This is a genomic window from Bartonella numerosa, assembly GCF_037070845.1.
GTDB lineage: Bacteria > Pseudomonadota > Alphaproteobacteria > Rhizobiales > Rhizobiaceae > Bartonella.
Genome location: NZ_JAYMZI010000004.1, coordinates 1 through 24,685, shown reverse-complemented (window position 1 = coordinate 24,685; position 24,685 = coordinate 1). Strand labels below are relative to the sequence as shown.

The following is a 24,685-nucleotide window of genomic DNA, read 5'->3' as shown; positions in this document are numbered from 1 at the left end:
AATAGCTACACTAAAAAGTTCCAACGGAACCGATAAAATATTTCACACACTCGGAAAACAAAAACCACCCTATCTCGGCGGTAATAGAACTGATCCATTGCACCAGAAAAATTAGCACGTATGTACTGCTTTACAACAAAGTCTTAAAAATCACGGCAGCTGCATTAAATTCGGCTTTTTTGTTGGCCAGGCGTGATGTCTCCTCTTTATCAGCGCCCCATTGTCGCATCGTCCAGTTTTCGTCAAAATGTGCGATATCCCAAGCATGATCTGGGTCAATTTTTCCCGCAAAAACAGCAAGAGCAATAAGTGCTGATCCTGTCAAAGTCGTCATCGTGTGAAATGCTGCAAGCACATAAGGAGATTCTATCCTGCGCAAATAGTTACTCACCGCTTGAATAGCTTCCCTTGGTTGTTCAACAGGCATGAGTCCTTCTGTCAAATTGAAACGCGAACCAATTTTTTCTTCTACCCAATCTAGTAAAGGATCCCATTGCTCACGTTGTTTTTGCGCCAGTTCTTTTGGTGTTTGCGCACGATAAAAAACCATATCACATGCGACAAAACGCAGTAAATCTTCAAAAACAGGCTGCATATCATCTGCTATGCCATCAATGACAGTGTTAACAAGACGCGTAATCGGCATTTTTGCCGGATCGATAACTTCTTTTTGGCTCTCAAATTCCTGTACTACTAACGCTGCCAGCGATTCTGTTGGCACGAAAAAACAACGCTTTGCCGGCGTTTGAATCGGGACTTTATCCAATAATATAGAGAATCTTCCTTCTTCGCACGTAATTTTTACTTCTCTATAAAACCGTTTTGGCAATGGACGACGTAATGATTTTTGTGTTTTGCTGACAACGTCATCGCCGTCTAAAGGGTTATCAAGATGATCAAAAATTTCACGCATACTGCTTTACCTATCGCTTTTTTAACAAATTCACTGATTCTTCGACAAAGAACCGCGCTTGTCTCCGCAAGATAAACAAATTTGACAACCCTGAAGATATATAACCGCGGTTATACTAGCATACTTCACACGCGTAACGAAGATAAACATCTTGATAGCAGAGGACTTTCTCCTACTATGAGATGATGTAATCTGCACCTTTTTTCATTCTGCTTCACCATCAGTTTCATTAAAGGCCAAAAGATTGAAGCTTTGTACCATATGAGGAGGTAAAGGCGCAACGACATCCAATATACCTCCCGAAGGATGAGGTATACGAATACGACGTGCATGGAGATGAAGCCGATTTTGAATTCCCCCCGGCAGATTCCAGTTATTATCACAAAAAAAATACTTTGAATCACCAATGATAGGATGATCCATATGTGCAGCATGTACACGCAGTTGGTGTGTTCTACCTGTATAAGGCTCCATTTCAAGCCATGAAATAGCCCGCCCCCGCGTATCCAAAACACGATAATAGGAAACTGCATGGCTGGCATCCGGTTCTCCATGTTCGCAAACACGCATTTTATCACCCTGTGCACTTATATCTTTAACCATCCATGTCGAAATTTTATTCTGCTTTTTTTTAGGAATTCCCCGAACGAGCGCCCAATAGACCTTTTTTGTTTCTCGCGCTCTAAAAGCAGCGGTCAGAGCTTGAGCAGCCCCCCTCGATCGAGCAACAACAAGGACACCCGATGTCTCACGATCGAGACGATGGACCAAGCGTGGTTTTTCACCTTTCTTATTACGCCACGCCTCGAGCATACTATCTATATGTCGTGTTAAACCAGAACCGCCTTGTACAGCCAACCCGGCAGGTTTGTTAAAAACAAAAATTTTTTGGTCTTCATAGAGCAACATTTTTTTTAAAATGATTCTATCATCTTGCTCACGAATAGTCTTATCCGTTACAGAAAGTCTCTCCTCTTTATTAATTGATAAAGGCGGAACGCGAACAGTTTGCCCTGTGAGGAGGCGCGTGTACGTTTTTACACGACAACCATCAACCCGTATTTGACCAGAACGCAGCAATTTCTGTAAAGGTCCAAACCCAAGTCCTGGGTAATGCACTTTGAACCAGCGATCTAAGCGCATTCCAGTTTCATCTGTTTTAATCTTCTTTGTTTTTATCCCGACCACGATGACTTCCTTGCCATATCAATTGGATCCATCAGCTTTTTTCCGAATCCCTACGAACGGAAAATCTATATCCTATAAATAAAACAGAATTAGCATCGCCAAGCAAACATACAGCTAATACACTAGGTTGTACCTATCTATCTTTTAATTTTATTAGCTCAAAGATAATTATAACGATTGAGGATCATCATGCTAACGATGTTCGTCCAAAGGTATTGTTTGTGTCCCCGTTAAAAACTGTATTCATGCATTCATTCATCTAAATAGGAAGAAACGTGCCCCTTTTTATCCGTGCCATCCCTGTATTGTATTGACCGTCTTCCGATTCCATCGCCGCGGAACCTGCTACAGCTAAGCATGTGATCAATTCTGTTTCTAGCAAATCAGAGGTCATTCCTGCTTTCACGATCTTAGCATTTCGACTTTTTTGTATTTTTAACGTTATTTCCCGCATTCTTGTTACCAAAGAACACACCGATCGCCTAGTGTAGAGGCGCTATCTGACTGCCTCAGTTAAATCGCTAGCGTAACCCACATACTGCTAACAGCACGACATGCCCAACAGCCCTCTCTGCACACTATCGCACAACGCAGACCGCGAAACAACCGGTAATAAATTATTCTACTTTCATGGAAAGTATAATAAAAAAGCGAAGTTTTATCCCCCAAGAAAAGTTTTTAGCGCCAAAATAGCCTCCTCAGCCTTCCCTCCTTCAGGTCCACCAGCTTGCGCCATATCAGGACGACCGCCACCACCTTGACCACCCAAGATACCAGAAATAATGCGAACTAAATTAACAGCATTAAATCTATTGGTTAGATCATCAGTAACGCCAACAACAGCACTCGCCTTTCCTTCTTCCGAAATACTGATGAAAGAGACAACTCCAGACCGAATCTTCTTCTTCCCAGAGTCAACTACAGCCTTGAGGTCCCGTGGTGGAATATTTTCAACAACACGACCTATAAAAGAAATACCATTAACGATGGCGATATCTTCTTGATCATCCTTCGAGGACTTACCATTCAACATAATTTTTTTGCGTGCATTGTTTAACTGTTTCTCAAGTTTACGACGATCGTCAAGCAAAATTTGCACACGTTTTTCTACGTCAACAGGGGACGTTTTCAGAAGATCAGCAATTTCACAGATTTGTTTATCTTGGAGACGAAGATAAAGACGCGCGGTTTCACCCGTCAAAGCCTCAATACGGCGAACACCGGAAGACACAGAACTCTCAGAAGTGATATAAATCAAACCAATATCCCCTGTTCTCTTCACATGTGTACCCCCACAAAGTTCAACCGACCAATAGTCTTTAGGCTTTCCTATCCCTAATTTCTCTCCTATAGAAACAACGCGAACCTCATCTCCGTATTTTTCACCAAACAACGCTACCGCCCCTTCAGAAATCGCATCATCAACTGTCATGAGACGTGTCTTTACTATACTATTTTGCAAAACAATATCATTTGCTAGGTCTTCTATTTCTTTCAGTTCTCGTGAAGAAACTGCGTTTGGATGAGAAAAATCAAACCGCAACCGGTCCGGTGATACAAGAGAACCCTTTTGTACAACGTGAGATCCCAACACTTGACGTAAGGCTTTGTGCAATAAATGGGTAGCGGAGTGATTCGCGCGAATTTTTCTACGACGAGCGATATCAACAACCAACTCCACACGATCAGACATCTTCGCTTGACCAGACTTAATTTCTCCGACATGTACGAGAATACCGTCAGCTTTTTTCTGGGTGTCGTGAACTTCAAAGATGAAGTGTTCACCGGAAATTGTGCCGCTATCGCCGACCTGCCCACCAGATTCTCCATAAAAAGGTGTTTGGTTGGTGACAAGCATAGCTCTTTGACCTAGAGAAATACGATCAATGATTTTCCCATCGCAAACAAAAGCTGTGATGACGCCTTCGGCTTTTTCTGTTTCATAGCCTAAAAACTCTGTGGCTCCAGCCTGATCTCGAACAGAAAACCAAATCGCTTCGGTCGCAGCCTCACCAGAACCAGACCAATTGGCACGTGCTTCTTCTCTTTGATGCTGCATTGCTTTGTCAAATGCATCAACATCAACTGATATACCGCGGCGGCGGAGCACATCTTGCGTCAAATCGAGTGGAAAACCATAGGTGTCATAAAGTTTGAAGGCGGTTTCACCACTGAAGTGGTCCCCTTCTTCGAGATTTATACTTTCTTCGTTCAGCAAATTAAGTCCACGTTCGAGAGTTTTACGAAAACGTACTTCTTCCAGCTTTAACGTTTCTGAAATTAAGGATTCAGCGCGCACCAACTCAGGATAAGCCTGCCCCATTTCACGAATTAAAGTCGGAAAAAGGCGCCACATTAAAGGCTCTTTAGCTCCGAGGAGGTGAGCATGGCGCATAGCACGGCGCATGATACGACGTAAAACATACCCCCGACCTTCATTAGAAGGGAGAATACCATCAGCGATCAAAAATGCGGACGAACGGAGATGATCAGCAATTACACGGTGGCTAGCAGAAAAATCACCGGTTGCATTAACCCCTGTCAGCTCCTGTGACGCAGAAATTAACGCACGAAAAAGATCGATGTCATAATTGTCATGAACACCTTGCAAAACAGCGGCAACACGCTCCAATCCCATCCCCGTATCAATAGAAGGATGAGGCAGCTCAACACATTCCTCCCTAGTCACTTGTTCATATTGCATGAAAACAAGATTCCAAATTTCAATAAAGCGATCCCCGTCCTCATCAGCACTTCCGGGTGGTCCCCCCCAAATTGCATCACCATGATCATAAAAGATCTCTGAACAAGGACCACACGGGCCTGTCTCTCCCATTGCCCAAAAATTATCAGCCGTTGCAATACGGACAATTTTTTCGTCTGGAAGACCTGAAATTTTTTGCCAAAATTTCGCAGCGATATCATCACTATGGTAGACTGTCACCAATAATTTGTCCTTTGGAAGGCAAAATTCCTCCGTCAAAAGGCGCCATGCTAAAAAAATTGCCTCTTCTTTAAAATAATCACCGAAGGAAAAATTTCCTAACATTTCAAAAAAAGTATGGTGGCGCGCCGTATATCCAACATTATCAAGATCGTTGTGCTTTCCACCCGCACGGACGCACTTCTGTGCAGTTGTTGCTTTTTTATAAGAACCCTGCTCAAATCCAGTGAATACATTTTTAAACTGCACCATTCCCGCATTTGTGAACATCAGCGTTGGGTCATTGCGTGGAACAAGCGAACTAGAAGGGAGAACTTTATGCCCATTACGACGAAAATAATCCAGAAAAGTTGACCGGATGCTATTAACACTATTCATATTGATACCTGCAAAATACAGTATAAAAAAATGCCTCTAACCAAATATCCTCTCTGCCGTCCGCAGAGTTACTCGATCAAAAACAGAAAATACATTGAAAAACAAGAATTTTTAGAATTAAAAAAAATAAAACAGGCCCCCCAATAAAAGAGCTCTATTCAAACAAATACCCCGTCAAACCGTTTCATCAGTCTCTATATTTTCTGCCCCTGTATTTTCTAATAATTCAACAGCGATCAAACCCGCGTTTTGGCGCAAAGCCGCCTCAATCTCCGCAGCAACCTCAGCGTGTTCGCGTAAAAACTGTTTTGCATTCTCGCGCCCTTGCCCTAAACGTTGAGAATTATGAGAAAACCACGAGCCGGATTTCTCAACAACACCAACTTTAACTCCTAAATCAATCAATTCACCTAATTTGGAAATGCCTTCACCGTAGATAATATCAAATTCGACCTGCTTGAATGGAGGTGCTAATTTATTTTTTACCACTTTGACACGTGTTTGATTTCCAACAACCATATCCCGATCTTTAATCGCCCCAATGCGACGAATATCTAAACGAACAGAAGCGTAGAATTTCAATGCGTTTCCACCCGTCGTCGTTTCAGGAGAGCCAAACATCACCCCAATTTTCATGCGAATTTGATTGATGAAAATAACCATGCAATTAGAGCGAAAAATCGATGCCGTTAATTTTCGCAGAGCCTTACTCATCAATCGAGCCTGTAAACCCGGCAAAGCATCTCCCATTTCACCATCTATCTCTGCGCGTGGCGTTAAAGCAGCAACTGAATCAACAACAAGAACATCCACCGCACCAGAACGGACAAGTGTCTCGGTAATTTCCAGCGCCTGCTCACCAGTATCTGGCTGAGAAATAAACAAATTTTCTAAATCAACACCAAGCTTACGCGCATAAATTGGATCAAGTGCATGTTCTGCATCTATAAAAGCACAAACCCCACCAATTTTCTGTGCTTCGGCGATAACATGAAGGGCCAGTGTCGTTTTTCCAGAACTTTCTGGTCCATAAATTTCAACAATGCGCCCCTTTGGTAACCCACCTACACCTAAAGCAATATCCAACGATAACGAACCTGTCGGAACTGTTTCAATCTCAACGACCTGTTCCTTCTGCCCAAGGCGCATAATAGAACCTTTACCGAAAGAACGCTCAATCTGTGACAAAGCAGCATCCAGAGCCTTTTTTTTATCCACAATTATATCCTTATTAAATCAAAGTAATCCAATATCCAATGTACACTGTCGTTTTAACTCGGCCAAAGCCTTGAGTTCAGATTTTCACAGGCTATGTCAATTTTTCTTACCACATATCGCACCCATATCCCCGATCAACACCTTCAAAGAAGACCACCCCCCTCTTTTACGACAAAAAGCGAGTTTCAGTAAAGAACAGAAACTTTATACGCTCATAATCTTCCTCCCAGAAGAAACAGTTTAGACTTTTATAAAATGCTTTACATATACGGTTTTAACGCTTTCTCATAAAAATAAGCTCACTTTTTAACTGTATCTTTGATAATGAAAAGATATCAATCACAAAAAACATGTAACACAGCGCGCGACTTAAATCACTAAATGTAGTAGCCCATGCAATTATAGATGCACAAACGATTTTATAATACTCTGATCGTACAAAAAGCAAAACTTCTGTTTTAAAAAAATAAAAGTTGACTAGGGAACTAGCTTTCTGGCGAAACAACAGCCACGTAGCTGAAGCAAAAGCTCTAAAGTAATGAAATTTATCCTAGATAGTATTTTATTTTGAAGCATGTTTTTAAACTTCAATTGCTGCGTTTTTTTCGCAATTTTTTCCACCACTCGAGACGCTTAGCGATCTCACGTTCAAAACCACGCTCTTGTGGCCGGTAATAAATTTGGTGCCCGAGCTTTTCAGGAAAATATTCCTGCCCTGAAAAAGCGTCTGGCTCATCATGGTCATAGCGATAACCATGCCCATACCCTTCTTCCTTCATGAATTTTGTAGGTGCATTAAGAATATGCTTGGGGGGAGGCAAAGAACCATTTTCACGCGCACAGCGCATAGCTGCCTTATAAGCGAGATATGCTGCATTTGATTTTGGTGCAGTCGCTACATAAATGCATGCCTGTGCTAAAGCTAATTCCCCCTCAGGTGACCCTAAGTAATTATAAGCATCCTTTGCTGCATTACAAACAACGAGAGCCTGTGGATCCGATAAACCAACGTCTTCCACAGCTATACGAACTAACCTTCGTCCAATGTATAAAGGGTCTTCGCCTGCGTCAAACATACGCGCCAAATAGTAGAGTGCAGCATCAGGATCAGATCCACGAATGGATTTATGCAATGCAGAAATGAGGTTATAGTGACCATCTTGCCCTTTATCGTAAATTGGAGAACGACGCTGAGTAATTTTTTGCAAGGCTGCAGCATCGAATATTTCTTCTGGTCTTGCAGAACACCAAATTTCCTCCGCTAGCGTTAACGCTGCCCGTGCATCACCATCAGATATCCTTATCAAAACATTCCTAGCATTATCATCCAGCGGCAGAGGTCTTCCTTCCACTTCTTCAGCACGTTTTAAAAGCTCCCCCAAGCTTTCATCATCATGGGGAAAGAATGTCAAAACACGTGCACGAGAAAGAAGAGCAGCATTAAGCTCGAACGAAGGATTTTCAGTTGTTGCACCTAAAAGAACCACGGTACCATCTTCCACAAAAGGCAAGAAACTATCCTGTTGAACACGATTAAAGCGATGAATTTCATCGACAAATAAGAGCGTTTTGTGTCCAGATGCAAAACGATCCCGGGCTCCCTCAAAAATTTTTTTAAGCTCGTTAACTCCAGCAAGAATAGCGGAGATTTGCTCAAAAGCAAAATTCGTTTCAAGTGCCAATAAACGTGCAACTGTTGTTTTTCCCGTCCCTGGAGGACCCCAAAAAATCATTGAACTAAACGAACCAGCTTTTACCATGCGCGAAAGCACCCCCCCTTCCCCAACCAGATGCCTCTGTCCCGTCACATCATTAAGAGAGCGAGGACGCATTCTTTCTGCCAACGGCCGATTTTTATCAACGTGAAGATCGGGAAATGAAGTAAAAAGATCCTTATTCAAAAAAACCTCATCGAATAAATTGGCGAATATACATTCCGTCGCGTTCATATTCCAATTGCCAAATATGCGGACGATTTTTTACAAGAATCTTTTTTAACTGACTGACTGTTTGAATTTTCTGGCCATTCACTACACGCAAAATATCACCAGAATGAAAAATTTCCGCAGCACCACTCATTTCGTCGATATTGGCAATCACAACCCCCCTCACGCTCGTGGGAAGATGAAAACGCCAGCTATTTTGTGGTGTTAGATCCAACACTTCAATACCAGAAAGGGGCCCCCCATCAACAATTTTTTCAGATTTTAAAAAGGCAGACTCTGAAACTGATGAAACAGTCACTTTGGCTTTATGAACTTTTCCACTTCGCAAATATTCCAGGGAAAGGCTCTGCCCAACACCAGCTACCATAAAACGATATCCAAGGGTATCAGGACCGTCAACCCGTATCCCTTCTACACTTAGAATAACATCACCTACCTTCAAACCAGACTTTGCAGCGGGACTATCCTTTATAACTTCAACAACAAGAGCACCGTAAGGATGCTCTAAATTTAAACTCTCAGCAATATCAGGTGTAACGGCCTGAAATGAAACACCAATATAGGGTGGTAAAAAATACTTTCCCCCACGATCAACAGTATCGAGCATTACTTTTACAAGATTTGCTGGAATGGCAAAGCCAATTCCGACGGAACCACCTGAACGCGAGTAAATAGCCGTATTAATTCCAATTAATTGCCCTTTCATATCAATTAAAGCACCACCCGAATTACCCGGATTAATGGCAGCGTCTGTCTGAATAAAAAAATCAAAATCAGAAACACCAACACGTGTACGCGCTTGCGCCGAAACGATCCCACTTGTAACAGTTTGTCCAACACCAAACGGATTTCCAATTGCAAGAACCAGATCTCCAACTTCAACGACGTCGGAGTTTCCTAGAGGAAGAGCAGAAAATTTAGTATCCTTTGCATCAATTTTTAGCACCGCAATATCTGTTGCTTCATCCTTCAGCATAACCTTGCTCTCGAATTCCCGTCCATCAAAAAGGGCAACTTTAATTTCGTTTGCATCCTTAATGACATGATAATTGGTAACAATCAGACCGCGTGTATCAACAATAACTCCAGATCCCAACGATGATTGAGTACGTAACGGCTGGTTACTCCGGTAACGGCCAAAAAATTGTTCAAAAAATGGATCACCGTCAAAAGGCGAGCGCGCTCTAATTTGTCGAGCTGCATAAATATTTACAACAGATGGAATGGTTTTCTTAACCAAAGGAGAAAATGAAAGAGTAATCTCTGACTGTGTTTGCGGAACCTTAGAATACGCGCTACAAAGTGATGTTTGTACCATAACACCCGCTAAAAACCACGCAAAAAGAAAATGTTTCATCATTCATTCCTCGTAAAAAACAACGTTGTCTCCGATAGGATGAAAATTCTTCCCCTCCACTAGCTGAAAGCCTTAATCCATCTGTTTAGAGCAAGACACCCCATCTGAGAGCAAATATTATAACTAGTCAAATAATTCAATATGTATAATTTTCTATTTGCTTTTACTGCTAAAATGGAAGTTACTCCAAATATTAAAAAAAAAGACCGCCTTGAAAGACGGCCCTTTAAAATACAAAAAAACACTTTACTGAGAAGATTCCTTCTCCTTTACCGCGTCCTTTATACGCACACGATCCACAGCACCCCTCGCATCAACATCACGATCAACAAACTCTATGACGGCCATAGGGGCATTATCACCGGTACGAAAGCCTGCTTTCATTATGCGTAGATATCCACCATTTCGCGAGGCATAACGTGGAGCGAGCACATCAAACAACTTTGCAACTTTTCCAACATCGCGAACGGTTGAAATCGCCTGTCGACGAGCGTGCAGCCCCCCACGCTTACCAAGCGTAACTAATTTTTCTACTATAGGACGAATTTCCTTTGCCTTTGGAAGAGTCGTTACAACCTGCTCATGTTCGATCAACGAAACTGCCATATTTGCAAACATCGCCTTACGGTGACTAGCAGTACGGTTCAACTTACGGCCTGACCTATTATGGCGCATGAGTTCTTTCTCCTTAAATCCTAATTTTAATACTGATCTTCATAGCGTTTAGCGAGATCATCAATGTTCTCAGGCGGCCACGCAGAAATTTCCATACCAAGATGGAGTCCCATACACGCCAAAACTTCCTTAATCTCGTTCAACGATTTTCGCCCAAAATTTGGTGTTCGAAGCATTTCAGCTTCCGTCTTTTGAATGAGATCACCGATGTAAACAATATTATCATTTTTCAGACAATTTGCTGAACGAACAGAAAGCTCTAATTCATCTACCTTTTTAAGAAGCGCGGGATTAAAGGCAAGCTCAGAAGCAGATTCTTCAACAACCTCTTTTTGAGGCTCTTCAAAATTGACAAACAGCGACAACTGATCCTGAAGAATCCGCGCTGCGAAAGCGACAGCATCTTCCCCATTAACAGCGCCGTTCGTCTCAACAGTTAACGTCAACTTATCATAGTCCAGGACATGACCTTCACGAGTATTCTCCACTTTGTAAGACACCTTACGAATTGGAGAATACAGACTATCCACTGGGATGAGACCTATCGGCGCATCGTCAGCACAATTACGATCAGATGGAACGTAGCCCTTCCCCGTATTTACAATAAGCTCCATACGAATTTCAGCGCCTTCATCAAGAGTACAGATAACATGGTCAGGATTTAAAATCTCCATATCACCAACAACACTTATATCTCCAGCTTTGACAACCCCAGGACCCTCTTTAAAAACAACGACGCGCTTAGCCCCTTCTTCTTCCATACGGATAGCAATTTCTTTGATGTTCAAAATGATATCCGTAACATCCTCACGAACTCCCGGAATTGACGAAAATTCATGCAACACACCATCAATCTGCACAGCAGTAACTGCAGCACCGCGAAGAGACGACAATAACACGCGACGAAGCGCATTCCCTAACGTTAAACCAAACCCCCGCTCAAGAGGCTCCGCAACCATACTAGAAACATTCGGATTATCGTGCGTATAAAACTCAACTTTATTGGGTTTTATAAGTTCTTGCCAGTTTTTCTGGATCATATTTTTATTCCCGTTCTTTTAGCTTCGCCACCATTCAATCGTGACAAACAATGTGAACACCAGAGAAGACTCTGATAACGAAAAAACGATGCCCAATCAAACACGCCGCCTCTTCCGTGGACGGCACCCATTATGAGGAATTGGCGTAACATCACGAATAGAAACAATCGTAAAGCCAACAGACTGCAACGCACGAAGAGCAGATTCACGACCTGCTCCAGGACCACAAACTTCAACCTCTAATGAACGCATACCGTGCTCTTGTGCTTTCTTAGCACAATCCTCTGCTGCAACTTGAGCAGCAAAGGGCGTAGATTTACGAGATCCCTTGAACCCCTGCGCACCAGCAGACGACCAAGCAATCGCATTCCCTTGCGCATCGGTGATGGTAATCATCGTATTGTTAAATGTTGAATTTATATGTACGATACCTGACGAAATATTTTTCCGTTCGCGACGGCGAACACGTGTGGCTTCCTTTGCCATAACCTTCCTTCCAACGATCTCCTCACTGCCGTAACACCTGCAGCTCCACCACCTCTGTTTCTACTGAAAACTTCAACATGAAACAGAGCACAAAACACTTTATTATTTTTTCTTACCGGCAATTGCCTTAGCTGGCCCTTTACGTGTGCGCGCATTCGTGTGCGTACGTTGCCCTCTAACAGGTAGAGAACGACGGTGACGCAACCCTCGATAACACCCAAGATCCATCAAACGCTTGACATTCATAGAAACTTCACGACGAAGGTCACCTTCAACTTGGTAGCTTTGATCTATTGCCTCACGAATTTGCAGTACCTCCGCGTCTGAGAGCTCATGCACACGACGCCCACCAGGGATACCAACCTTCTCAGTAATTTCTTGCGCAAATTTTCGCCCAATCCCATGAATATACTGAAGTGCGATGACCACACGCTTATTTGTCGGAATATTGACGCCAGCAATACGAGCCACTCCTGTTCTCCTTAACTATATTGATAAACCAATCACAAAATACTCGATGAATCCACGGAAAAAGACCACCTAGCATTAAAGACACACCGCAACTTACCATTTTATCTAAACAAATAAAACCAGCTTCTGATGGATTTTACCGCAAAAGTCAACTCTTTATAATCTATTTCAAAAAAAAATCTTACTTAAGAAATTCTTTAATCATACAAGCAACCTTATCAGAATCAATCATCCCATTAACTGTTTTCAGCAACCCCATCTCCGAGTAAAATTTTGATAAAGGTGCCGTTTTCTCGCGATATTCCACCAATCGTCTGGAAAAAGAGACTAGATTATCATCCGAACGAGCCAACCCACCAGAAGCTACCGTTTCGCTGACACGCCTATTCATCCTATCAATAAGAACATCTTCATCGATAAGCAGCTCAATGACAGCGTTAAGCCGCATGCCCTTTGATTGCAAAATCTGTTGTAAAGCCTCCGCCTGTTCTATGGTACGCGGATACCCATCTAGCACAAACCCTTCTGCACAATCGCAAGCATCGATACGATCCGAGACAATTTGATTAACAACATCATCAGACACCAAAGAGCCGGAATCGATAACAGACTTTACCTTTTTCCCTAGATACGTCTCTTTGGCAACAACTCCACGCAACACATCACCCGTTGACAAGTGGGGGATGCCGTACTCCCTCGTCAGAATTTTAGCCTGTGTGCCTTTCCCAGCCCCAGGAGGACCTAAAAGAATGATTCTCATAAATTCCTTCGCCCTCCACGAAGCCTTGATTTTTTTATCAACCCCTCGTACTGGTGTGCAACAAGGTGCCCCTGAATTTGAGCGACAGTGTCAAGTGTAACAGTGACAACAATCAACAAAGACGTTCCACCAAGATAGAAGGGAACCTGCAAAGCGGATATCATAAATTCAGGTAACAAACAGACCAGAATGATATAAACTGCACCAACAACGGTAATACGCGTTAAAACATGATCAATATAGTCAGCTGTGCGCTCACCAGGGCGAATTCCCGGAATAAAACCAGAATGTTTTTTCAATTGATCTGCTGTATCGCTGGGACTAAACACAATAGCCGTATAAAAAAAGCAAAAAAATGCTATCAAAGCAGCATAAACGATCATATAAAGTGGCTGTCCGTGATCAAGAGAATGAGAAATAGCTTGAATCCAATACGGCATTTTATCAGAAAAATTATTAATAGTCGCGGGTAACAGTAACAAAGATGAGGCAAAAATAGGCGGAATGACACCAGCAGTATTCAGTTTTAGAGGCAGGTGAGACATATCACCTTGGAAGATTTGATTACCAACCTGACGCTTCGGATACTGAATGAGAATCCGCCGTTGTGCGCGTTCAACAAAAACAATAATCGCTATGACAGAAACAGCGATGAGAATAATTGCTATTAACAAAAAAGTTGACAAATCAGCATGACTATGCGCAGTCAAAAGCTGTGCAAAGGTAGAAGGCAAATTTGCTACAATCCCTGTAAAAATAATAAGCGAAACCCCATTACCGACACCTCGCGATGTAATCTGCTCACCAAGCCACATCAAAAACATCGTCCCGCCAACTAGTGTAACGACGGACGAAATACGAAACATGATACCTGGCTCGGCAACAATCTGTAGCCCCGTTCCTATACCAGCCTCCAGCGCAACAGCTATACCAAAAGCCTGAAAAATTGCCAATATGACCGTAACGTACCGAGTGTATTGATTAATAATTCTACGACCCAACTCACCTTCCTTTTTTAGAGCTTCTAAAGAAGGAATGATTGAAGTCAACAATTGAACGATGATGGACGCCGATATGTAAGGCATGATTCCAAGAGCAAAAATCGCCATACGTCCAACAGCGCCTCCAGCAAACATGTTAAACAACCCAAGGACACCAGATGCATGATGTTCAAATGTTTGCCGCAAAGCATCCAAGTTAATTCCAGGAAGAGAGACGTATGTACCAAACCGATACACAAGAAGCGCCACTAAAGTAAACCACATGCGCCTCTTTAATTCCGTTGCGCGCGAAAAAGTGCCAAAATTCATATTAGAAGCGAATTGCTCTGCCGCTGATGCCATAAAACGTCTCCAGTCTACACTCCAATTCTTAGAACCACAGAAGCGCAACCCTAAAATTTACATTGTCACACATAAATGAACAAAATCCCGGACAGCTCTCCCGGAAAATATAATCAGCGGAGAAGTACACGCGTTAAAACCACATTAACACAGAATCTACCTAATAGCTTCAAGAAGAGAGGACCTGACCACCAGCCTTCTCAATTTTCAGGCGTGCAACCTTAGAAGCACCGGAAACATTAAATGTAATCTTCTCTTTTAACTCACCATCAGAAAGGAGGCGAATCCCATCCTTCATACGACGAATAACACCAGCCTTTTTCAGTGCAACAGAGTCGACAGGAATCCGAGCATCCAATTTCCCCGCATCCACTGCCAACTGAATACGCCCTAACGAAACTTCATTATAGACTTTAGCAAAACAATTTTTAAACCCGCGCTTTGGTAAACGACGATAAATAGGCATCTGCCCACCCTCAAAACCGTTAAGCGAAACGCCAGAACGAGACCTTTGCCCCTTAACCCCACGACCACAAGTTTTCCCATTCCCGGAACCGATACCGCGCCCAACGCGCTTACGACCCCCGGTTGCGCCTTCACGATCACGCAGCTCATTGAGTTTCATAACCTTACTCCCAAGACCTATTTAATCTTCATCTATAACCCGAACGAGATGTCGAACTTTCGCAATCATACCTCGCACACAAAGCGTATCTTCCAAGGTGCGCCGACGCCGTATTTTGTTCAATCCAAGTCCCTTCAAAGTCGCACGTTGAATACCTGAGTTTGAATTCCGAATTGCGCTCCTAACCTGCTCCACCGTCACAGTCTTATTCTGAGATTTTCTCTGAACCATTTCCTAATTCCTCTATCTAATAACCTCAGAAATTATCATTCCGCATCAATCAAATTCTTACGACGTTCTTGCAAAGTCGAGTATTTTATACCACGCTGCGCTGCAACATCTCTGGGATGCATCTGCCTCTTTAGCGCATTAAATGTCGCGCGCACCATGTTATAAGGGTTCGACGACCCTAGTGACTTTGCAACAACATCCTGCACACCAAGAGTTTCAAAAACAGCCCGCATAGGACCGCCGGCAATGATACCAGTACCCGCAGAAGCAGAACGCAACAAAACGCGACCTGATCCATGACAGCCCTCAAGATCATGATGCAGTGTCCGCCCCGACCGAAGTGGAACGTGAATCATCTCATTTTTCGCAGCTTCAGTAGCTTTTCTAACAGCCTCAGGCACTTCCCGTGCCTTGCCGTGACCAAAACCAACGCGTCCCTTTTGGTCTCCAACAACAACAAGAGCCGCGAAACCAAAACGCCGACCGCCCTTTACAACCTTAGCAACACGATTAATATGAACGAGCTTATCAATAAACTCAACGTCACGTTCATCCCGCTCACTACGCTCTTTTTGTGCCATTCCTAATTCCTTTTTCTTTTCCGGAAGCACGCCAACAAAGTTCCAACATAAAACCAAAAGAACCCGTACACGAACACCTAAGAAGATACCTTACAAAAAAACTTTTAAGAAAGATACCTTAAAAGCTTAAGCCACCCTCACGCGCAGCTTCAGCTAAGGCCCTCACTCGACCGTGGTAAAGATACGCTCCGCGATCAAAAACCACCTCACTAACGCCAGCCTTTTTTGCACGCTCAGCGATTAACGCACCAACAGCAAACGCAGCTTCCTTATCAGAGCCACGCTTCAAAGACTTCTTCAGATCGCTATCAAGAGTGGACGCAGAAACAAGCGTAAACCCGCGAAAATCATCAATAATCTGAGCATAAATATTCTGATTTGACCTATAAACACTGAGTCGCGGACGAGCGTTAGAGGTCATTTTAATCCGACGACGAACACGTCGTGCACGACGCTGTATAATGTCCTTAGATGAAAACATAATACAAAATCCCTATTTCTTCTTGCCTTCTTTACGGAAAATACGCTCATCTGCATACTTAACGCCCTTACCTTTATAAGGTTCAGGTCTACGATAATCACGAATTTCAGCTGCAACCTGACCAACTTTTTGTTTGTCAACTCCAGAAACAACAATCTCCGTTGGTTTTGGAACCGTCACAACAATACCCGATGGCACCTTATAAATAACATCGTGAGAAAAGCCAAACGATAACTGGACATCTTTACCTTGCAAAGCAGCACGATAACCAACACCATTAATCTCAAGTCTCTTCTCAAAGCCATCCTTCACGCCGCAAAAAATATTGTCAATCATTGAACGCGACATGCCCCATTTAGAGCGAGAATCCTTCGATTTATCACGTGGCGCAACTGATACAAAACCTTCCCCAAGCTCGACAAAAACTTCATCGTTCACGACATAACTGAGTTCACCTTTTGGGCCCTTCGCTTTAACCAGCTGACCTTCGACAGCGACAGTAACCCCAGAAGGAATTGAAACGGGCTTTTTTCCAATACGAGACATCACACCAACCTATTTTCTTCTGTTTTCCCACAATCAATCAGAAAACACGACAAAGAATCTCTCCACCAACATTCTGTTCACGCGCTTGATGATCCGCCATCACCCCCTTAGGAGTTGACAAAATCGAAATCCCTAGACCATTCGCTACTTGAGGAATGGATTTAGCTGAAACGTATACGCGACGACCAGGCTTCGAAACACGCGAAATTTCACGAATGACAGCTAATCCCTCGAAATATTTCAACTCAACCTCAATCTCAGAACTACCATCACTGAGATTAGCTTGGCTATACCCACGAATATAACCCTCGGACTGAAGAACATCGAGAACACGCGCGCGAAGCTTTGAAGAAGGCGTAGCTACCTTACTCTTTTTACGATGAAGCGCATTACGAATACGCGTCAACATATCACCAAGAGGATCTGACATAGACATTAGATAATCTCTCCTCACCAACTAGATTTAACTATACCGGGAATGTGCCCTAAAGAACCAAGCTCGCGTAATGCAATCCGCGACATCTTCAACTTACGATAATAGGCCCGTGGGCGACCAGAAACCTCACAACGATTACGCACTCGAACTTTAGCAGAATTACGCGGCAAACCCGCCAACTGAACAGAAGCTTTAAAGCGTTCCTCGAGAGAAATACTATGATCCATAACTATCGCTTTCAAACGCGCACGACGCGCTGCATAACGCTTAACCATCACTTCACGACGCTCATTCTTTTTAACGGCACTCACTTTGGCCATAACATCACCTCACTACGCCTGCCGTTACGAACGAAACGGAAAATTAAAAGCACGCAACAATTCACGCGCCTCATCATCCGTCTTCGCTGTCGTACAAACGACAATATCCATACCCCAAATCTGGTCGACTTTATCATAATTGATCTCTGGAAACACAATATGCTCCTTAATTCCCACAGCGAAATTACCACGACCATCAAAGCTTTTTGGATTCAAACTGCGGAAATCACGAACTCGCGGGAGCGCAATCGTAATAAAACGGTCTAAAAACTCGAACATACGATCCCTACGCAACGTAACCTTAGCCCCCAGTGGCATCCCCTCGCGAACCTTAAAGCTTGCAATGGAATTACGCGCACGAGTCACAACAGCCTTCTGACCGGTTATCAATGCTAGATCACCAGCAGCAAGAGATGGTTTTTTGGAATCAACAGTCGCTTCACCGACTCCCATATTAACCACAATTTTATCAAGCCGCGGGATCTGCATTTCATTCTTATAACCAAACTTTTCTTTAAGCACCCCACGAACTACTTCAAAATAATGCTTCTTCATACGTGGCTCTTGTTTTTCTTCAGCCATTGATCAATTCTCCTGAACGCTTAGAAAAACGGACTTTTGCACCATCAACACCTACACGAAAACCCACACGAGAAGGCCTACCATCTTTAGGATCAACAATCGCCAAATTAGACAAATGAATCGGAGCCTCCTTCGAAACAATCCCAGCTTCATGCTTTTGCGTTTGACGCTGATGACGTTTAACCACATTAACTCCGCGAACAAAAGCGCTATTTTCTTTCGGATTTACCTTAATTACTTCACCACTGGACCCTTTATCCCTACCAGATAAAACAATGACTTTATCACCTTTTTTAATCTTCTGCATAACCATCACTCCTCATAACACTTCAGGAGCGAGCGAAATGATCTTCATATGACTCCTACCACGAAGCTCGCGAGGAACCGGTCCAAAGATACGTGTACCGATCGGCTCTTTTTTATTATCAACTAAAACGGCAGCATTATTATCAAAACGAATCACACTACCATCAGCACGACGAATATCTCTAGCTGTACGAACAACAACCGCTTTCATTACATCACCTTTTTTAACGCGACCGCGAGGAATAGCATCCTTAACCGAAACAACAATGATATCACCGACAGAAGCATACTTCCGTTTTGAACCACCTAAAACTTTAATGCACATAACACGACGGGCACCAGAATTGTCTGCAACGTCAAGACTTGTTTGCATCTGAATCATAACTGGCTACCTTCTTCTCTAAATGCCAACAACAAACCGTGCTTCTAAGGATACACGAAACCACCCACAAAACAACGATAAAATCACCACCAAAAACCCATCAACATAAACAAAATCACCGTCATTTTCTTAAACAACAAGCTCAGCTACACCGCACTGCCCTCAACAGCAATCCAACGCTTGTTCCTCGAAATCGGCCTTGATTCTTCGATGAACACCCGATCCCCAACCTTAAATTGATTTCTCTCATCATGCGCCTGATATTTCTTAGATTTCCGAACAGTTTTCTTGAGAAGCGGATGCGAATAATGACGCTCTACTCTAACAACCACAGTTTTCTCATTTTTGTCACTGATGACAATACCCTGCAAAACGCGTTTAGGCATCTTTTATTTCCTTAAACCTTGCTTTCATTTATCTTTTGATGGAGAAAAGTCTTAACACGTGCAATATCACGGCGAACCTTCCTGACATGCGAAGTCTTCTCCAATTGGCCTGTTGCTTTCTGAAACCGCAAATTAAATTGCTCTTTCTTAAGCCTAGCCAATTCATCTTTCATTTGGTCTAGAGACTGAACCCGTAATTGTTTAGCTTTCATCACATAACCTCTTTACTCAGCAATACGCTGAATGAAACGCGTCTTAATAGGTAACTTCGCAGCACCCAATCTCAGTGCTTCGCGTGCCACACTTTCAGGAACCCCATCAAGCTCAAACATGACGCGACCTGGAGCAACACGGGACGACCAGTAATCCACGCTCCCCTTACCTTTACCCATACGAACCTCAGTCGGCTTAGACGTAACCGGAACATCCGGAAAGATACGAATCCACACACGACCAGAACGCCTCATATAACGTGTGATAGCACGCCGCGCTGCTTCAATTTGACGAGCAGTGATACGCTCCGGCTCAACTGCCTTCAAACCATAAGCGCCAAAATTTAAATCCGTACCGCCTTTTGAGACGCCATGAATACGACCTTTAAATTGCTTACGGAACTTTGTGCGCTTTGGCTGCAACATTACTCTTTACTCCAAATTCTAATGCAATCAAAAAAACTAAGCACTTTCGCGGCGGCGACTAGACGAAGAGCCAGAATGATCACCTTCCATAGCCCTACGCTCAGAAGCCATAGGATCGTGCTCAAGAATCTCACCCTTAAAGACCCAAACTTTAACACCGCAGATGCCATAAGCAGTCTTAGCCTCCGCTGTACCATAATCCACATCGGCACGCAAAGTGTGAAGCGGAACACGACCCTCACGGTACCACTCCATACGAGCAATCTCGGCACCACCAAGGCGACCAGAACAATTTATACGAATACCCTCCGCTCCAAGACGCATAGCCGATTGAACTGCACGCTTCATCGCACGGCGAAAGGCAACACGACGCTCAAGTTGCTGAGAAATAGACTGAGCAATAATTGTCGCATCAATTTCAGGCTTACGAATTTCCACTATATTTAACGAAGTCTCGGCATTCGTCATTTCAGAAAGCCTGCGACGAAGCTTTTCAATGTCAGCACCTTTCTTTCCTATAATAAGACCCGGACGCGCTGAATGGATCGTTACACGACACTTCTTGTGAGGACGCTCAATAACAACCTTGGAAATAGCAGCTTGCTTCAACTCCTCAAGAACATACAAACGAATCTTCAAATCCTCATGAAGAAGAACGCCATACTCGCCACTGTTTGCATACCAACGTGAATCCCAAGTCCGATTAACTCCAAGACGAAGCCCCACTGGATTTATCTTCTGACCCATTACGCAGCCTCCACTTTTTCTGCAATTTCACGAACAACAATAGTGAGATGTGAGAATGGACGCTGAATTCTACTAGCACGACCACGTCCACGAACATGGAAACGCTTCATCACCACGGACTTCCCAACATAAGCCTCCGCAACAACCAACGAATCGATATCAAGATCGTGATTATTTTCCGCATTTGCAATCGCAGATTCAAGAGTCTTTTTAACCGTCACAGCGATGCGTTTACGCGAAAACATCAAATCAGCCAACGCAACATTAATTTTTTTTCCACGAATCATAGCCGCAACCAAGTTAAGCTTTTGCGGACTAACACGAATCATGCGAGTAACAGCTCTCGCCTCATTATCCTTAAGCTGGCGCGCAACCCTAGCTTTACCCATCCCTATTTCCTCTTCGCTTTTTTGTCTGCACCATGCCCATAGTAGGTCCGAGTTGGAGCAAACTCGCCGAACTTATGCCCAACCATCTCTTCAGAAACAGAAACAGGAATATGCTTATTCCCATTATGAACGCCAAAAGTCAAACCAACAAATTGCGGCAAAATAGTAGAGCGACGACTCCATATTTTTATAACCTCATTACGCCCACTTGTACGTACCTTCTCTGCCTTCTTAAGAAGATAGCCGTCAACAAACGGACCTTTCCAAACCGAACGAACCACTTCAGACTACCTTTCTTACTTTTTGCGTTGATGACGCGTACGCATAATAAACTTATCAGTAGCTTTATTAGAGCGCGTACGTTTACCTTTTGTAAGTTTACCCCAAGGAGACACAGGGTGACGCCCACCCGACGTACGACCTTCACCACCACCATGCGGATGATCAACAGGATTCATAGCAACCCCGCGAACATGTGGGCGCTTGCCACGCCAACGAGATCGACCTGCTTTACCATTACTAATATTCCCATGATCAGGATTTGAGACAGCACCTACAGTGGCAAAACAACCACTAGGTACCAGACGTTGCTCACCAGAGCTGAGACGAAGAATAGCCATACCCTGATCACGCCCAACCAACTGTGCATAAGTTCCAGCTGAACGTGCAATCTGACCACCTTTCCCTGGCTTCATCTCAACATTGTGAATAATTGTCCCCACCGGCATATTAGCGAGTGGCATAGCATTTCCCAATTTGACATCAACATTCGAACCAGCAATCACCGAATCGCCAATACCAAGACGCTGTGGTGCAAGGATATAATCCAATTTCCCATCCTCGTAACGAATTAAAGCAATAAAAGCAGTACGGTTTGGATCATATTCCAAACGTTCAACTTTTGCAGAAATGTCACGCTTAAGACGCTTAAAGTCAACAAAACGATAACACCGTTTATGTCCCCCCCCTTGAAATCGAGCTGTAATCCGACCACGATTATTGCGCCCACCTTTCGATGACAGCCCCTCGGTCAGAGCTTTTATAGGTTTCCCCTTATAAAGACCAGAACGATCTACAACAACAAGCTGACGCTGCCCAGGGGTAATCGGATTAAAATGCTTAAGTGCCATTATTCTTATCTCCGAATATTTCAAATACCTGTAGAAACATCTATGAACTGGCCCTCAGCCAGCGTAACGATTGCCTTTTTGATATTGCTCTGCCGCCCAACAATACCCTTGAAACGTTTGACTTTACCCTTACGGATCATCGTATTAACAGACTTGACTTTCACATCAAAGAGCGCCTCAACTGCAGATTTAATCTCAGGCTTGGTTGCATCCAGCGCGACATTAAAAGCGACCTGATTACATTCAGAAATCATAGTCGATTTTTCAGTAACAACCGGGCTGACGACTACATCATAATGGCGGAGATCAATCATTGAAAACGCTCCTCAAGGGTCTCAACAGCTGTTTTTGATAAAACAAGCTTGCTACGACGCAAAATATCATAAACATTAATTCCTTGAATTGGCAAAATATCAACATTAGGAATATTTAAAGCAGCACGGGAAAAATTAACATCAATTTCCTTACCACCAACCACTAAAGCATTAGTAAACCCAAACTTAGACAAACTAGAAACAAGTGTCTTCGTCTTAAAGTCTTTAATGCTTAAATTCTCAACTACAACTAAGTCACCTGTTTTTAGCTTTGATGATAAAGCAAGACGCAACCCCAGTGCACGAACTTTCTTGGGAAGATTATGTATATGATTCCGCACTACAGGACCATGCGCCTTACCACCACCCCGAAACTGCGGGGCACGAGCAGACGAATGCCGCGCACGCCCAGTCCCTTTTTGTTTAAACATCTTAGCCCCCGTCCGTGACACATCCGACCGCCCTTGTGACCGGTGTGTTCCTTGTTGACGGCGGGCAAGCTGCCAACGAACAACACGCTGCAAAATGTCTTCGCGAGGAGCAAGACCAAAAATACTCTCAGAAACTTCCACCTTACCAGCTTCACTACCATCAAGAGTTCTAACTATAATATCCATTACTCAACCCCCTCAGACTTAGAGGTTTCTGTCGCCGGAGACACCGCTCCCGCTCCATCCTTCACAGAACGACGAATGATAGCCCCGTCAGGAACATTATCAGGGGCACGTTTTTTTATAGCATCCCGCACAAAAATCCAAGCTCCTTTAGAACCTGAAACAGAACCACGCACCAAAATTAAACCACGCTCTACATCCGTGGAAACAACTTCAATATTCTGCGTAGTTACACGCACCTGCCCCATATGACCAGCCATCTTCTTGCCTTTGAATACCTTACCCGGATCCTGACATTGCCCCGTCGAACCATGAGCACGATGTGTAATCGAATTACCATGTGAAGCGCGGTGACCACCAAAATTATGCCGCTTCATAACACCAGCAAACCCTTTACCTATAGTGGTCCCCGTTATGTCAACTCTTTGACCCGGAACGAAATACCCTGCCGTAATCTCGGTACCGACATCAAGAAGATTATCGGGAGTAACACGAAACTCAGCCACTTTAGCCTTTGGCTCAACGAAAGCCCTAGCAAAATGCCCACGAAGAGCTCGCGAAACATTCTTAACTTTGGCAAATCCTACACCTAACTGAACAGCAGTATAGCCGTTCTTCTCAACTGTTAGCTGAGCGATAACCTGACAATTCTTCAAACGAAGTACTGTTACCGGTACATGCTCACCAGCATCATTATAAATACGGGTCATGCCCAGCTTCTGTGCTATTACACCTGAACGCATCGGGTCTGTTCCTTCCGTCCTCAAACCTCAGAGCTTAATCTCAACATCCACGCCAGCAGAAAGGTCAAGCTTCATGAGGGCATCGACCGTTTGCGGAGTTGGATTGACAATATCAAGAAGACGCTTATGTGTACGCATCTCAAATTGCTCACGACTCTTCTTATCAATATGCGGACCACGATTAACCGTAAACTTCTCGATCCGCGTTGGAAGCGGAATAGGACCACGGACATCAGCACCGGTCCGCCTAGCGGTTGACACGATCTCACGCGTCGACGCATCAAGAATTCTATGGTCAAACGCTTTTAAGCGAATTCGTATATTTTGACTGTTCATGATCTCTATTTCCCTGTCACGCAAAACGTCTCTAAAAAATTAGATTGTTTTTAAAAACCATTACTACTCAATAATTTTAGAAACGATACCTGCACCGACAGTACGACCACCTTCACGAATAGCAAAACGCAATTTTTCTTCCATTGCAATCGGAACAATCAAAGAAACATCCATAGCAA

Annotated in this window: 35 protein-coding genes; all 35 read right to left on the bottom strand. The window is 43.6% G+C overall.

The annotated features are described in order from the left end of the window. Positions 1-130: 130 nt before the first annotated feature. Positions 131-913, bottom strand: a complete 783-nt coding sequence (locus WCP75_RS02770; RefSeq protein WP_336276736.1) for an ATP12 family chaperone protein — start codon at positions 911-913, stop codon at positions 131-133. A gap of 204 nt (positions 914-1,117) precedes the next feature. After that, on the bottom strand, positions 1,118-2,056 hold the full coding sequence (locus WCP75_RS02765) for an RluA family pseudouridine synthase (RefSeq protein ID WP_442894942.1): 939 nt from the start codon (positions 2,054-2,056) through the stop codon (positions 1,118-1,120). Positions 2,057-2,360: 304 nt separating this feature from the next. Next, positions 2,361-2,555, bottom strand: a complete 195-nt coding sequence (locus tag WCP75_RS02760; RefSeq protein WP_336276734.1) for a hypothetical protein — start codon at positions 2,553-2,555, stop codon at positions 2,361-2,363. 204 nt (positions 2,556-2,759) lie between these two features. Next, a complete protein-coding gene (alaS, locus tag WCP75_RS02755; protein ID WP_336276733.1) occupies positions 2,760-5,423 on the bottom strand; it encodes an alanine--tRNA ligase in 2,664 nt (887 codons plus the stop codon). 174 nt (positions 5,424-5,597) lie between these two features. Then, entirely contained in the window at positions 5,598-6,641 is a 1,044-nt protein-coding gene (gene recA, locus WCP75_RS02750; RefSeq protein ID WP_336276732.1) for a recombinase RecA, read from the bottom strand. A gap of 587 nt (positions 6,642-7,228) precedes the next feature. Continuing rightward, positions 7,229-8,542, bottom strand: a complete 1,314-nt coding sequence (locus tag WCP75_RS02745; protein WP_336276731.1) for a replication-associated recombination protein A — start codon at positions 8,540-8,542, stop codon at positions 7,229-7,231. A 7-nt stretch (positions 8,543-8,549) separates the two neighbouring features. After that, positions 8,550-9,905: a DegQ family serine endoprotease gene (locus WCP75_RS02740; protein ID WP_336276764.1), complete on the bottom strand. Its 1,356-nt coding sequence runs from the start codon at positions 9,903-9,905 to the stop codon at positions 8,550-8,552. Between the two features lie 285 nt (positions 9,906-10,190). Continuing rightward, complete coding sequence (gene rplQ / locus WCP75_RS02735) at positions 10,191-10,619, bottom strand: 50S ribosomal protein L17 (protein ID WP_336276730.1); 429 nt, start codon at positions 10,617-10,619, stop codon at positions 10,191-10,193. A 26-nt stretch (positions 10,620-10,645) separates the two neighbouring features. Continuing rightward, positions 10,646-11,659 (bottom strand): DNA-directed RNA polymerase subunit alpha, encoded by a 1,014-nt coding sequence (locus tag WCP75_RS02730; protein WP_336276729.1) that lies wholly within the window; start codon positions 11,657-11,659, stop codon positions 10,646-10,648. A gap of 96 nt (positions 11,660-11,755) precedes the next feature. Then, positions 11,756-12,145, bottom strand: a complete 390-nt coding sequence (gene rpsK / locus WCP75_RS02725; RefSeq protein WP_336276728.1) for a 30S ribosomal protein S11 — start codon at positions 12,143-12,145, stop codon at positions 11,756-11,758. Between the two features lie 102 nt (positions 12,146-12,247). Next, complete coding sequence (rpsM, locus tag WCP75_RS02720) at positions 12,248-12,616, bottom strand: 30S ribosomal protein S13 (protein ID WP_336276727.1); 369 nt, start codon at positions 12,614-12,616, stop codon at positions 12,248-12,250. Between the two features lie 181 nt (positions 12,617-12,797). Continuing rightward, complete coding sequence (locus tag WCP75_RS02715) at positions 12,798-13,376, bottom strand: adenylate kinase (RefSeq protein ID WP_336276726.1); 579 nt, start codon at positions 13,374-13,376, stop codon at positions 12,798-12,800. Then, positions 13,373-14,719, bottom strand: a complete 1,347-nt coding sequence (gene secY / locus WCP75_RS02710) for a preprotein translocase subunit SecY (protein WP_336276725.1) — start codon at positions 14,717-14,719, stop codon at positions 13,373-13,375. Before secY ends, WCP75_RS02715 begins: the two co-directional genes overlap by 4 nt. A 169-nt stretch (positions 14,720-14,888) precedes the next feature. After that, positions 14,889-15,344, bottom strand: coding sequence for a 50S ribosomal protein L15 (rplO, locus tag WCP75_RS02705; protein ID WP_336276724.1), 456 nt, complete (start codon positions 15,342-15,344; stop codon positions 14,889-14,891). Positions 15,345-15,365: 21 nt separating this feature from the next. Then, a complete protein-coding gene (gene rpmD, locus WCP75_RS02700; RefSeq protein WP_336276723.1) occupies positions 15,366-15,575 on the bottom strand; it encodes a 50S ribosomal protein L30 in 210 nt (69 codons plus the stop codon). Between the two features lie 35 nt (positions 15,576-15,610). Then, positions 15,611-16,156: a 30S ribosomal protein S5 gene (gene rpsE, locus WCP75_RS02695; protein WP_336276722.1), complete on the bottom strand. Its 546-nt coding sequence runs from the start codon at positions 16,154-16,156 to the stop codon at positions 15,611-15,613. A gap of 118 nt (positions 16,157-16,274) precedes the next feature. Beyond that, a complete protein-coding gene (gene rplR / locus WCP75_RS02690; protein ID WP_336276721.1) occupies positions 16,275-16,637 on the bottom strand; it encodes a 50S ribosomal protein L18 in 363 nt (120 codons plus the stop codon). A 12-nt stretch (positions 16,638-16,649) separates the two neighbouring features. Further along, positions 16,650-17,183: a 50S ribosomal protein L6 gene (gene rplF, locus WCP75_RS02685; RefSeq protein WP_336276720.1), complete on the bottom strand. Its 534-nt coding sequence runs from the start codon at positions 17,181-17,183 to the stop codon at positions 16,650-16,652. Between the two features lie 37 nt (positions 17,184-17,220). Then, a complete protein-coding gene (gene rpsH / locus WCP75_RS02680; protein WP_336276719.1) occupies positions 17,221-17,619 on the bottom strand; it encodes a 30S ribosomal protein S8 in 399 nt (132 codons plus the stop codon). Between the two features lie 14 nt (positions 17,620-17,633). Continuing rightward, positions 17,634-17,939 (bottom strand): 30S ribosomal protein S14, encoded by a 306-nt coding sequence (rpsN, locus tag WCP75_RS02675; protein ID WP_336276718.1) that lies wholly within the window; start codon positions 17,937-17,939, stop codon positions 17,634-17,636. 24 nt (positions 17,940-17,963) lie between these two features. Further along, positions 17,964-18,521 carry a 50S ribosomal protein L5 gene (rplE, locus tag WCP75_RS02670; protein ID WP_336276717.1) on the bottom strand — a complete coding sequence of 186 codons (558 nt, stop codon included), beginning with the start codon at positions 18,519-18,521 and terminating at the stop codon, positions 17,964-17,966. After that, entirely contained in the window at positions 18,514-18,828 is a 315-nt protein-coding gene (rplX, locus tag WCP75_RS02665) for a 50S ribosomal protein L24 (protein WP_336276716.1), read from the bottom strand. Before rplX ends, rplE begins: the two co-directional genes overlap by 8 nt. A 12-nt stretch (positions 18,829-18,840) precedes the next feature. Then, a complete protein-coding gene (gene rplN, locus WCP75_RS02660) occupies positions 18,841-19,209 on the bottom strand; it encodes a 50S ribosomal protein L14 (RefSeq protein WP_336276715.1) in 369 nt (122 codons plus the stop codon). 146 nt (positions 19,210-19,355) lie between these two features. Then, positions 19,356-19,595: a 30S ribosomal protein S17 gene (gene rpsQ, locus WCP75_RS02655; RefSeq protein ID WP_336276714.1), complete on the bottom strand. Its 240-nt coding sequence runs from the start codon at positions 19,593-19,595 to the stop codon at positions 19,356-19,358. 11 nt (positions 19,596-19,606) lie between these two features. After that, entirely contained in the window at positions 19,607-19,807 is a 201-nt protein-coding gene (rpmC, locus tag WCP75_RS02650; RefSeq protein ID WP_336276713.1) for a 50S ribosomal protein L29, read from the bottom strand. Positions 19,808-19,819: 12 nt separating this feature from the next. Further along, positions 19,820-20,233 carry a 50S ribosomal protein L16 gene (rplP, locus tag WCP75_RS02645; protein WP_336276712.1) on the bottom strand — a complete coding sequence of 138 codons (414 nt, stop codon included), beginning with the start codon at positions 20,231-20,233 and terminating at the stop codon, positions 19,820-19,822. A 36-nt stretch (positions 20,234-20,269) separates the two neighbouring features. Continuing rightward, complete coding sequence (gene rpsC, locus WCP75_RS02640) at positions 20,270-20,980, bottom strand: 30S ribosomal protein S3 (protein WP_336276711.1); 711 nt, start codon at positions 20,978-20,980, stop codon at positions 20,270-20,272. Then, on the bottom strand, positions 20,980-21,369 hold the full coding sequence (gene rplV / locus WCP75_RS02635) for a 50S ribosomal protein L22 (RefSeq protein WP_336276710.1): 390 nt from the start codon (positions 21,367-21,369) through the stop codon (positions 20,980-20,982). The genes rpsC and rplV overlap by 1 nt, the downstream gene beginning before the upstream one ends. A 2-nt stretch (positions 21,370-21,371) precedes the next feature. Beyond that, a complete protein-coding gene (gene rpsS / locus WCP75_RS02630) occupies positions 21,372-21,650 on the bottom strand; it encodes a 30S ribosomal protein S19 (RefSeq protein WP_336276709.1) in 279 nt (92 codons plus the stop codon). Positions 21,651-21,665: 15 nt separating this feature from the next. Beyond that, positions 21,666-22,499, bottom strand: a complete 834-nt coding sequence (gene rplB, locus WCP75_RS02625) for a 50S ribosomal protein L2 (protein WP_336276708.1) — start codon at positions 22,497-22,499, stop codon at positions 21,666-21,668. A 20-nt stretch (positions 22,500-22,519) separates the two neighbouring features. After that, on the bottom strand, positions 22,520-22,813 hold the full coding sequence (locus WCP75_RS02620) for a 50S ribosomal protein L23 (protein WP_336276707.1): 294 nt from the start codon (positions 22,811-22,813) through the stop codon (positions 22,520-22,522). After that, a complete protein-coding gene (gene rplD / locus WCP75_RS02615; RefSeq protein ID WP_336276706.1) occupies positions 22,810-23,430 on the bottom strand; it encodes a 50S ribosomal protein L4 in 621 nt (206 codons plus the stop codon). The genes WCP75_RS02620 and rplD overlap by 4 nt, the downstream gene beginning before the upstream one ends. Continuing rightward, positions 23,430-24,170: a 50S ribosomal protein L3 gene (gene rplC / locus WCP75_RS02610; RefSeq protein WP_336276705.1), complete on the bottom strand. Its 741-nt coding sequence runs from the start codon at positions 24,168-24,170 to the stop codon at positions 23,430-23,432. Before rplC ends, rplD begins: the two co-directional genes overlap by 1 nt. A 27-nt stretch (positions 24,171-24,197) precedes the next feature. Beyond that, positions 24,198-24,506: a 30S ribosomal protein S10 gene (gene rpsJ, locus WCP75_RS02605; RefSeq protein WP_336276704.1), complete on the bottom strand. Its 309-nt coding sequence runs from the start codon at positions 24,504-24,506 to the stop codon at positions 24,198-24,200. A gap of 63 nt (positions 24,507-24,569) precedes the next feature. Beyond that, positions 24,570-24,685: EF-Tu C-terminal domain-related protein (locus WCP75_RS02600; protein WP_455578898.1), on the bottom strand; the 116-nt coding region annotated here is incomplete at its 5' end.

Excerpts from the sequence above, each read along its gene's own strand:
- WCP75_RS02770 (WP_336276736.1), bottom strand. The coding sequence starts at position 913 with ATGCGTGAAATTTTTGATCATCTTGATAACCCTTTAGACGGCGATGAC.
- WCP75_RS02765 (WP_442894942.1), bottom strand. The coding sequence starts at position 2,056 with ATGCGCTTAGATCGCTGGTTCAAAGTGCATTACCCAGGACTTGGGTTT.
- WCP75_RS02760 (WP_336276734.1), bottom strand. The coding sequence starts at position 2,555 with ATGCGGGAAATAACGTTAAAAATACAAAAAAGTCGAAATGCTAAGATC.
- alaS (WP_336276733.1), bottom strand. The coding sequence starts at position 5,423 with ATGAATAGTGTTAATAGCATCCGGTCAACTTTTCTGGATTATTTTCGT.
- WCP75_RS02740 (WP_336276764.1), bottom strand. The coding sequence starts at position 9,905 with ATGGTACAAACATCACTTTGTAGCGCGTATTCTAAGGTTCCGCAAACA.
- rplQ (WP_336276730.1), bottom strand. The coding sequence starts at position 10,619 with ATGCGCCATAATAGGTCAGGCCGTAAGTTGAACCGTACTGCTAGTCAC.
- WCP75_RS02730 (WP_336276729.1), bottom strand. The coding sequence starts at position 11,659 with ATGATCCAGAAAAACTGGCAAGAACTTATAAAACCCAATAAAGTTGAG.
- rpsK (WP_336276728.1), bottom strand. The coding sequence starts at position 12,145 with ATGGCAAAGGAAGCCACACGTGTTCGCCGTCGCGAACGGAAAAATATT.
- WCP75_RS02715 (WP_336276726.1), bottom strand. The coding sequence starts at position 13,376 with ATGAGAATCATTCTTTTAGGTCCTCCTGGGGCTGGGAAAGGCACACAG.
- secY (WP_336276725.1), bottom strand. The coding sequence starts at position 14,719 with ATGGCATCAGCGGCAGAGCAATTCGCTTCTAATATGAATTTTGGCACT.
- rplO (WP_336276724.1), bottom strand. The coding sequence starts at position 15,344 with ATGAAACTCAATGAGCTGCGTGATCGTGAAGGCGCAACCGGGGGTCGT.
- rpmD (WP_336276723.1), bottom strand. The coding sequence starts at position 15,575 with ATGGTTCAGAGAAAATCTCAGAATAAGACTGTGACGGTGGAGCAGGTT.
- rpsE (WP_336276722.1), bottom strand. The coding sequence starts at position 16,156 with ATGGCACAAAAAGAGCGTAGTGAGCGGGATGAACGTGACGTTGAGTTT.
- rplR (WP_336276721.1), bottom strand. The coding sequence starts at position 16,637 with ATGTTTTCATCTAAGGACATTATACAGCGTCGTGCACGACGTGTTCGT.
- rplF (WP_336276720.1), bottom strand. The coding sequence starts at position 17,183 with ATGTCTCGTATTGGAAAAAAGCCCGTTTCAATTCCTTCTGGGGTTACT.
- rpsH (WP_336276719.1), bottom strand. The coding sequence starts at position 17,619 with ATGTCTATGTCAGATCCTCTTGGTGATATGTTGACGCGTATTCGTAAT.
- rpsN (WP_336276718.1), bottom strand. The coding sequence starts at position 17,939 with ATGGCCAAAGTGAGTGCCGTTAAAAAGAATGAGCGTCGTGAAGTGATG.
- rplE (WP_336276717.1), bottom strand. The coding sequence starts at position 18,521 with ATGGCTGAAGAAAAACAAGAGCCACGTATGAAGAAGCATTATTTTGAA.
- rplX (WP_336276716.1), bottom strand. The coding sequence starts at position 18,828 with ATGCAGAAGATTAAAAAAGGTGATAAAGTCATTGTTTTATCTGGTAGG.
- rplN (WP_336276715.1), bottom strand. The coding sequence starts at position 19,209 with ATGATTCAGATGCAAACAAGTCTTGACGTTGCAGACAATTCTGGTGCC.
- rpsQ (WP_336276714.1), bottom strand. The coding sequence starts at position 19,595 with ATGCCTAAACGCGTTTTGCAGGGTATTGTCATCAGTGACAAAAATGAG.
- rpmC (WP_336276713.1), bottom strand. The coding sequence starts at position 19,807 with ATGAAAGCTAAACAATTACGGGTTCAGTCTCTAGACCAAATGAAAGAT.
- rplP (WP_336276712.1), bottom strand. The coding sequence starts at position 20,233 with ATGTTGCAGCCAAAGCGCACAAAGTTCCGTAAGCAATTTAAAGGTCGT.
- rpsC (WP_336276711.1), bottom strand. The coding sequence starts at position 20,980 with ATGGGTCAGAAGATAAATCCAGTGGGGCTTCGTCTTGGAGTTAATCGG.
- rplV (WP_336276710.1), bottom strand. The coding sequence starts at position 21,369 with ATGGGTAAAGCTAGGGTTGCGCGCCAGCTTAAGGATAATGAGGCGAGA.
- rplB (WP_336276708.1), bottom strand. The coding sequence starts at position 22,499 with ATGGCACTTAAGCATTTTAATCCGATTACCCCTGGGCAGCGTCAGCTT.
- WCP75_RS02620 (WP_336276707.1), bottom strand. The coding sequence starts at position 22,813 with ATGATTGATCTCCGCCATTATGATGTAGTCGTCAGCCCGGTTGTTACT.
- rplD (WP_336276706.1), bottom strand. The coding sequence starts at position 23,430 with ATGGATATTATAGTTAGAACTCTTGATGGTAGTGAAGCTGGTAAGGTG.
- rplC (WP_336276705.1), bottom strand. The coding sequence starts at position 24,170 with ATGCGTTCAGGTGTAATAGCACAGAAGCTGGGCATGACCCGTATTTAT.
- rpsJ (WP_336276704.1), bottom strand. The coding sequence starts at position 24,506 with ATGAACAGTCAAAATATACGAATTCGCTTAAAAGCGTTTGACCATAGA.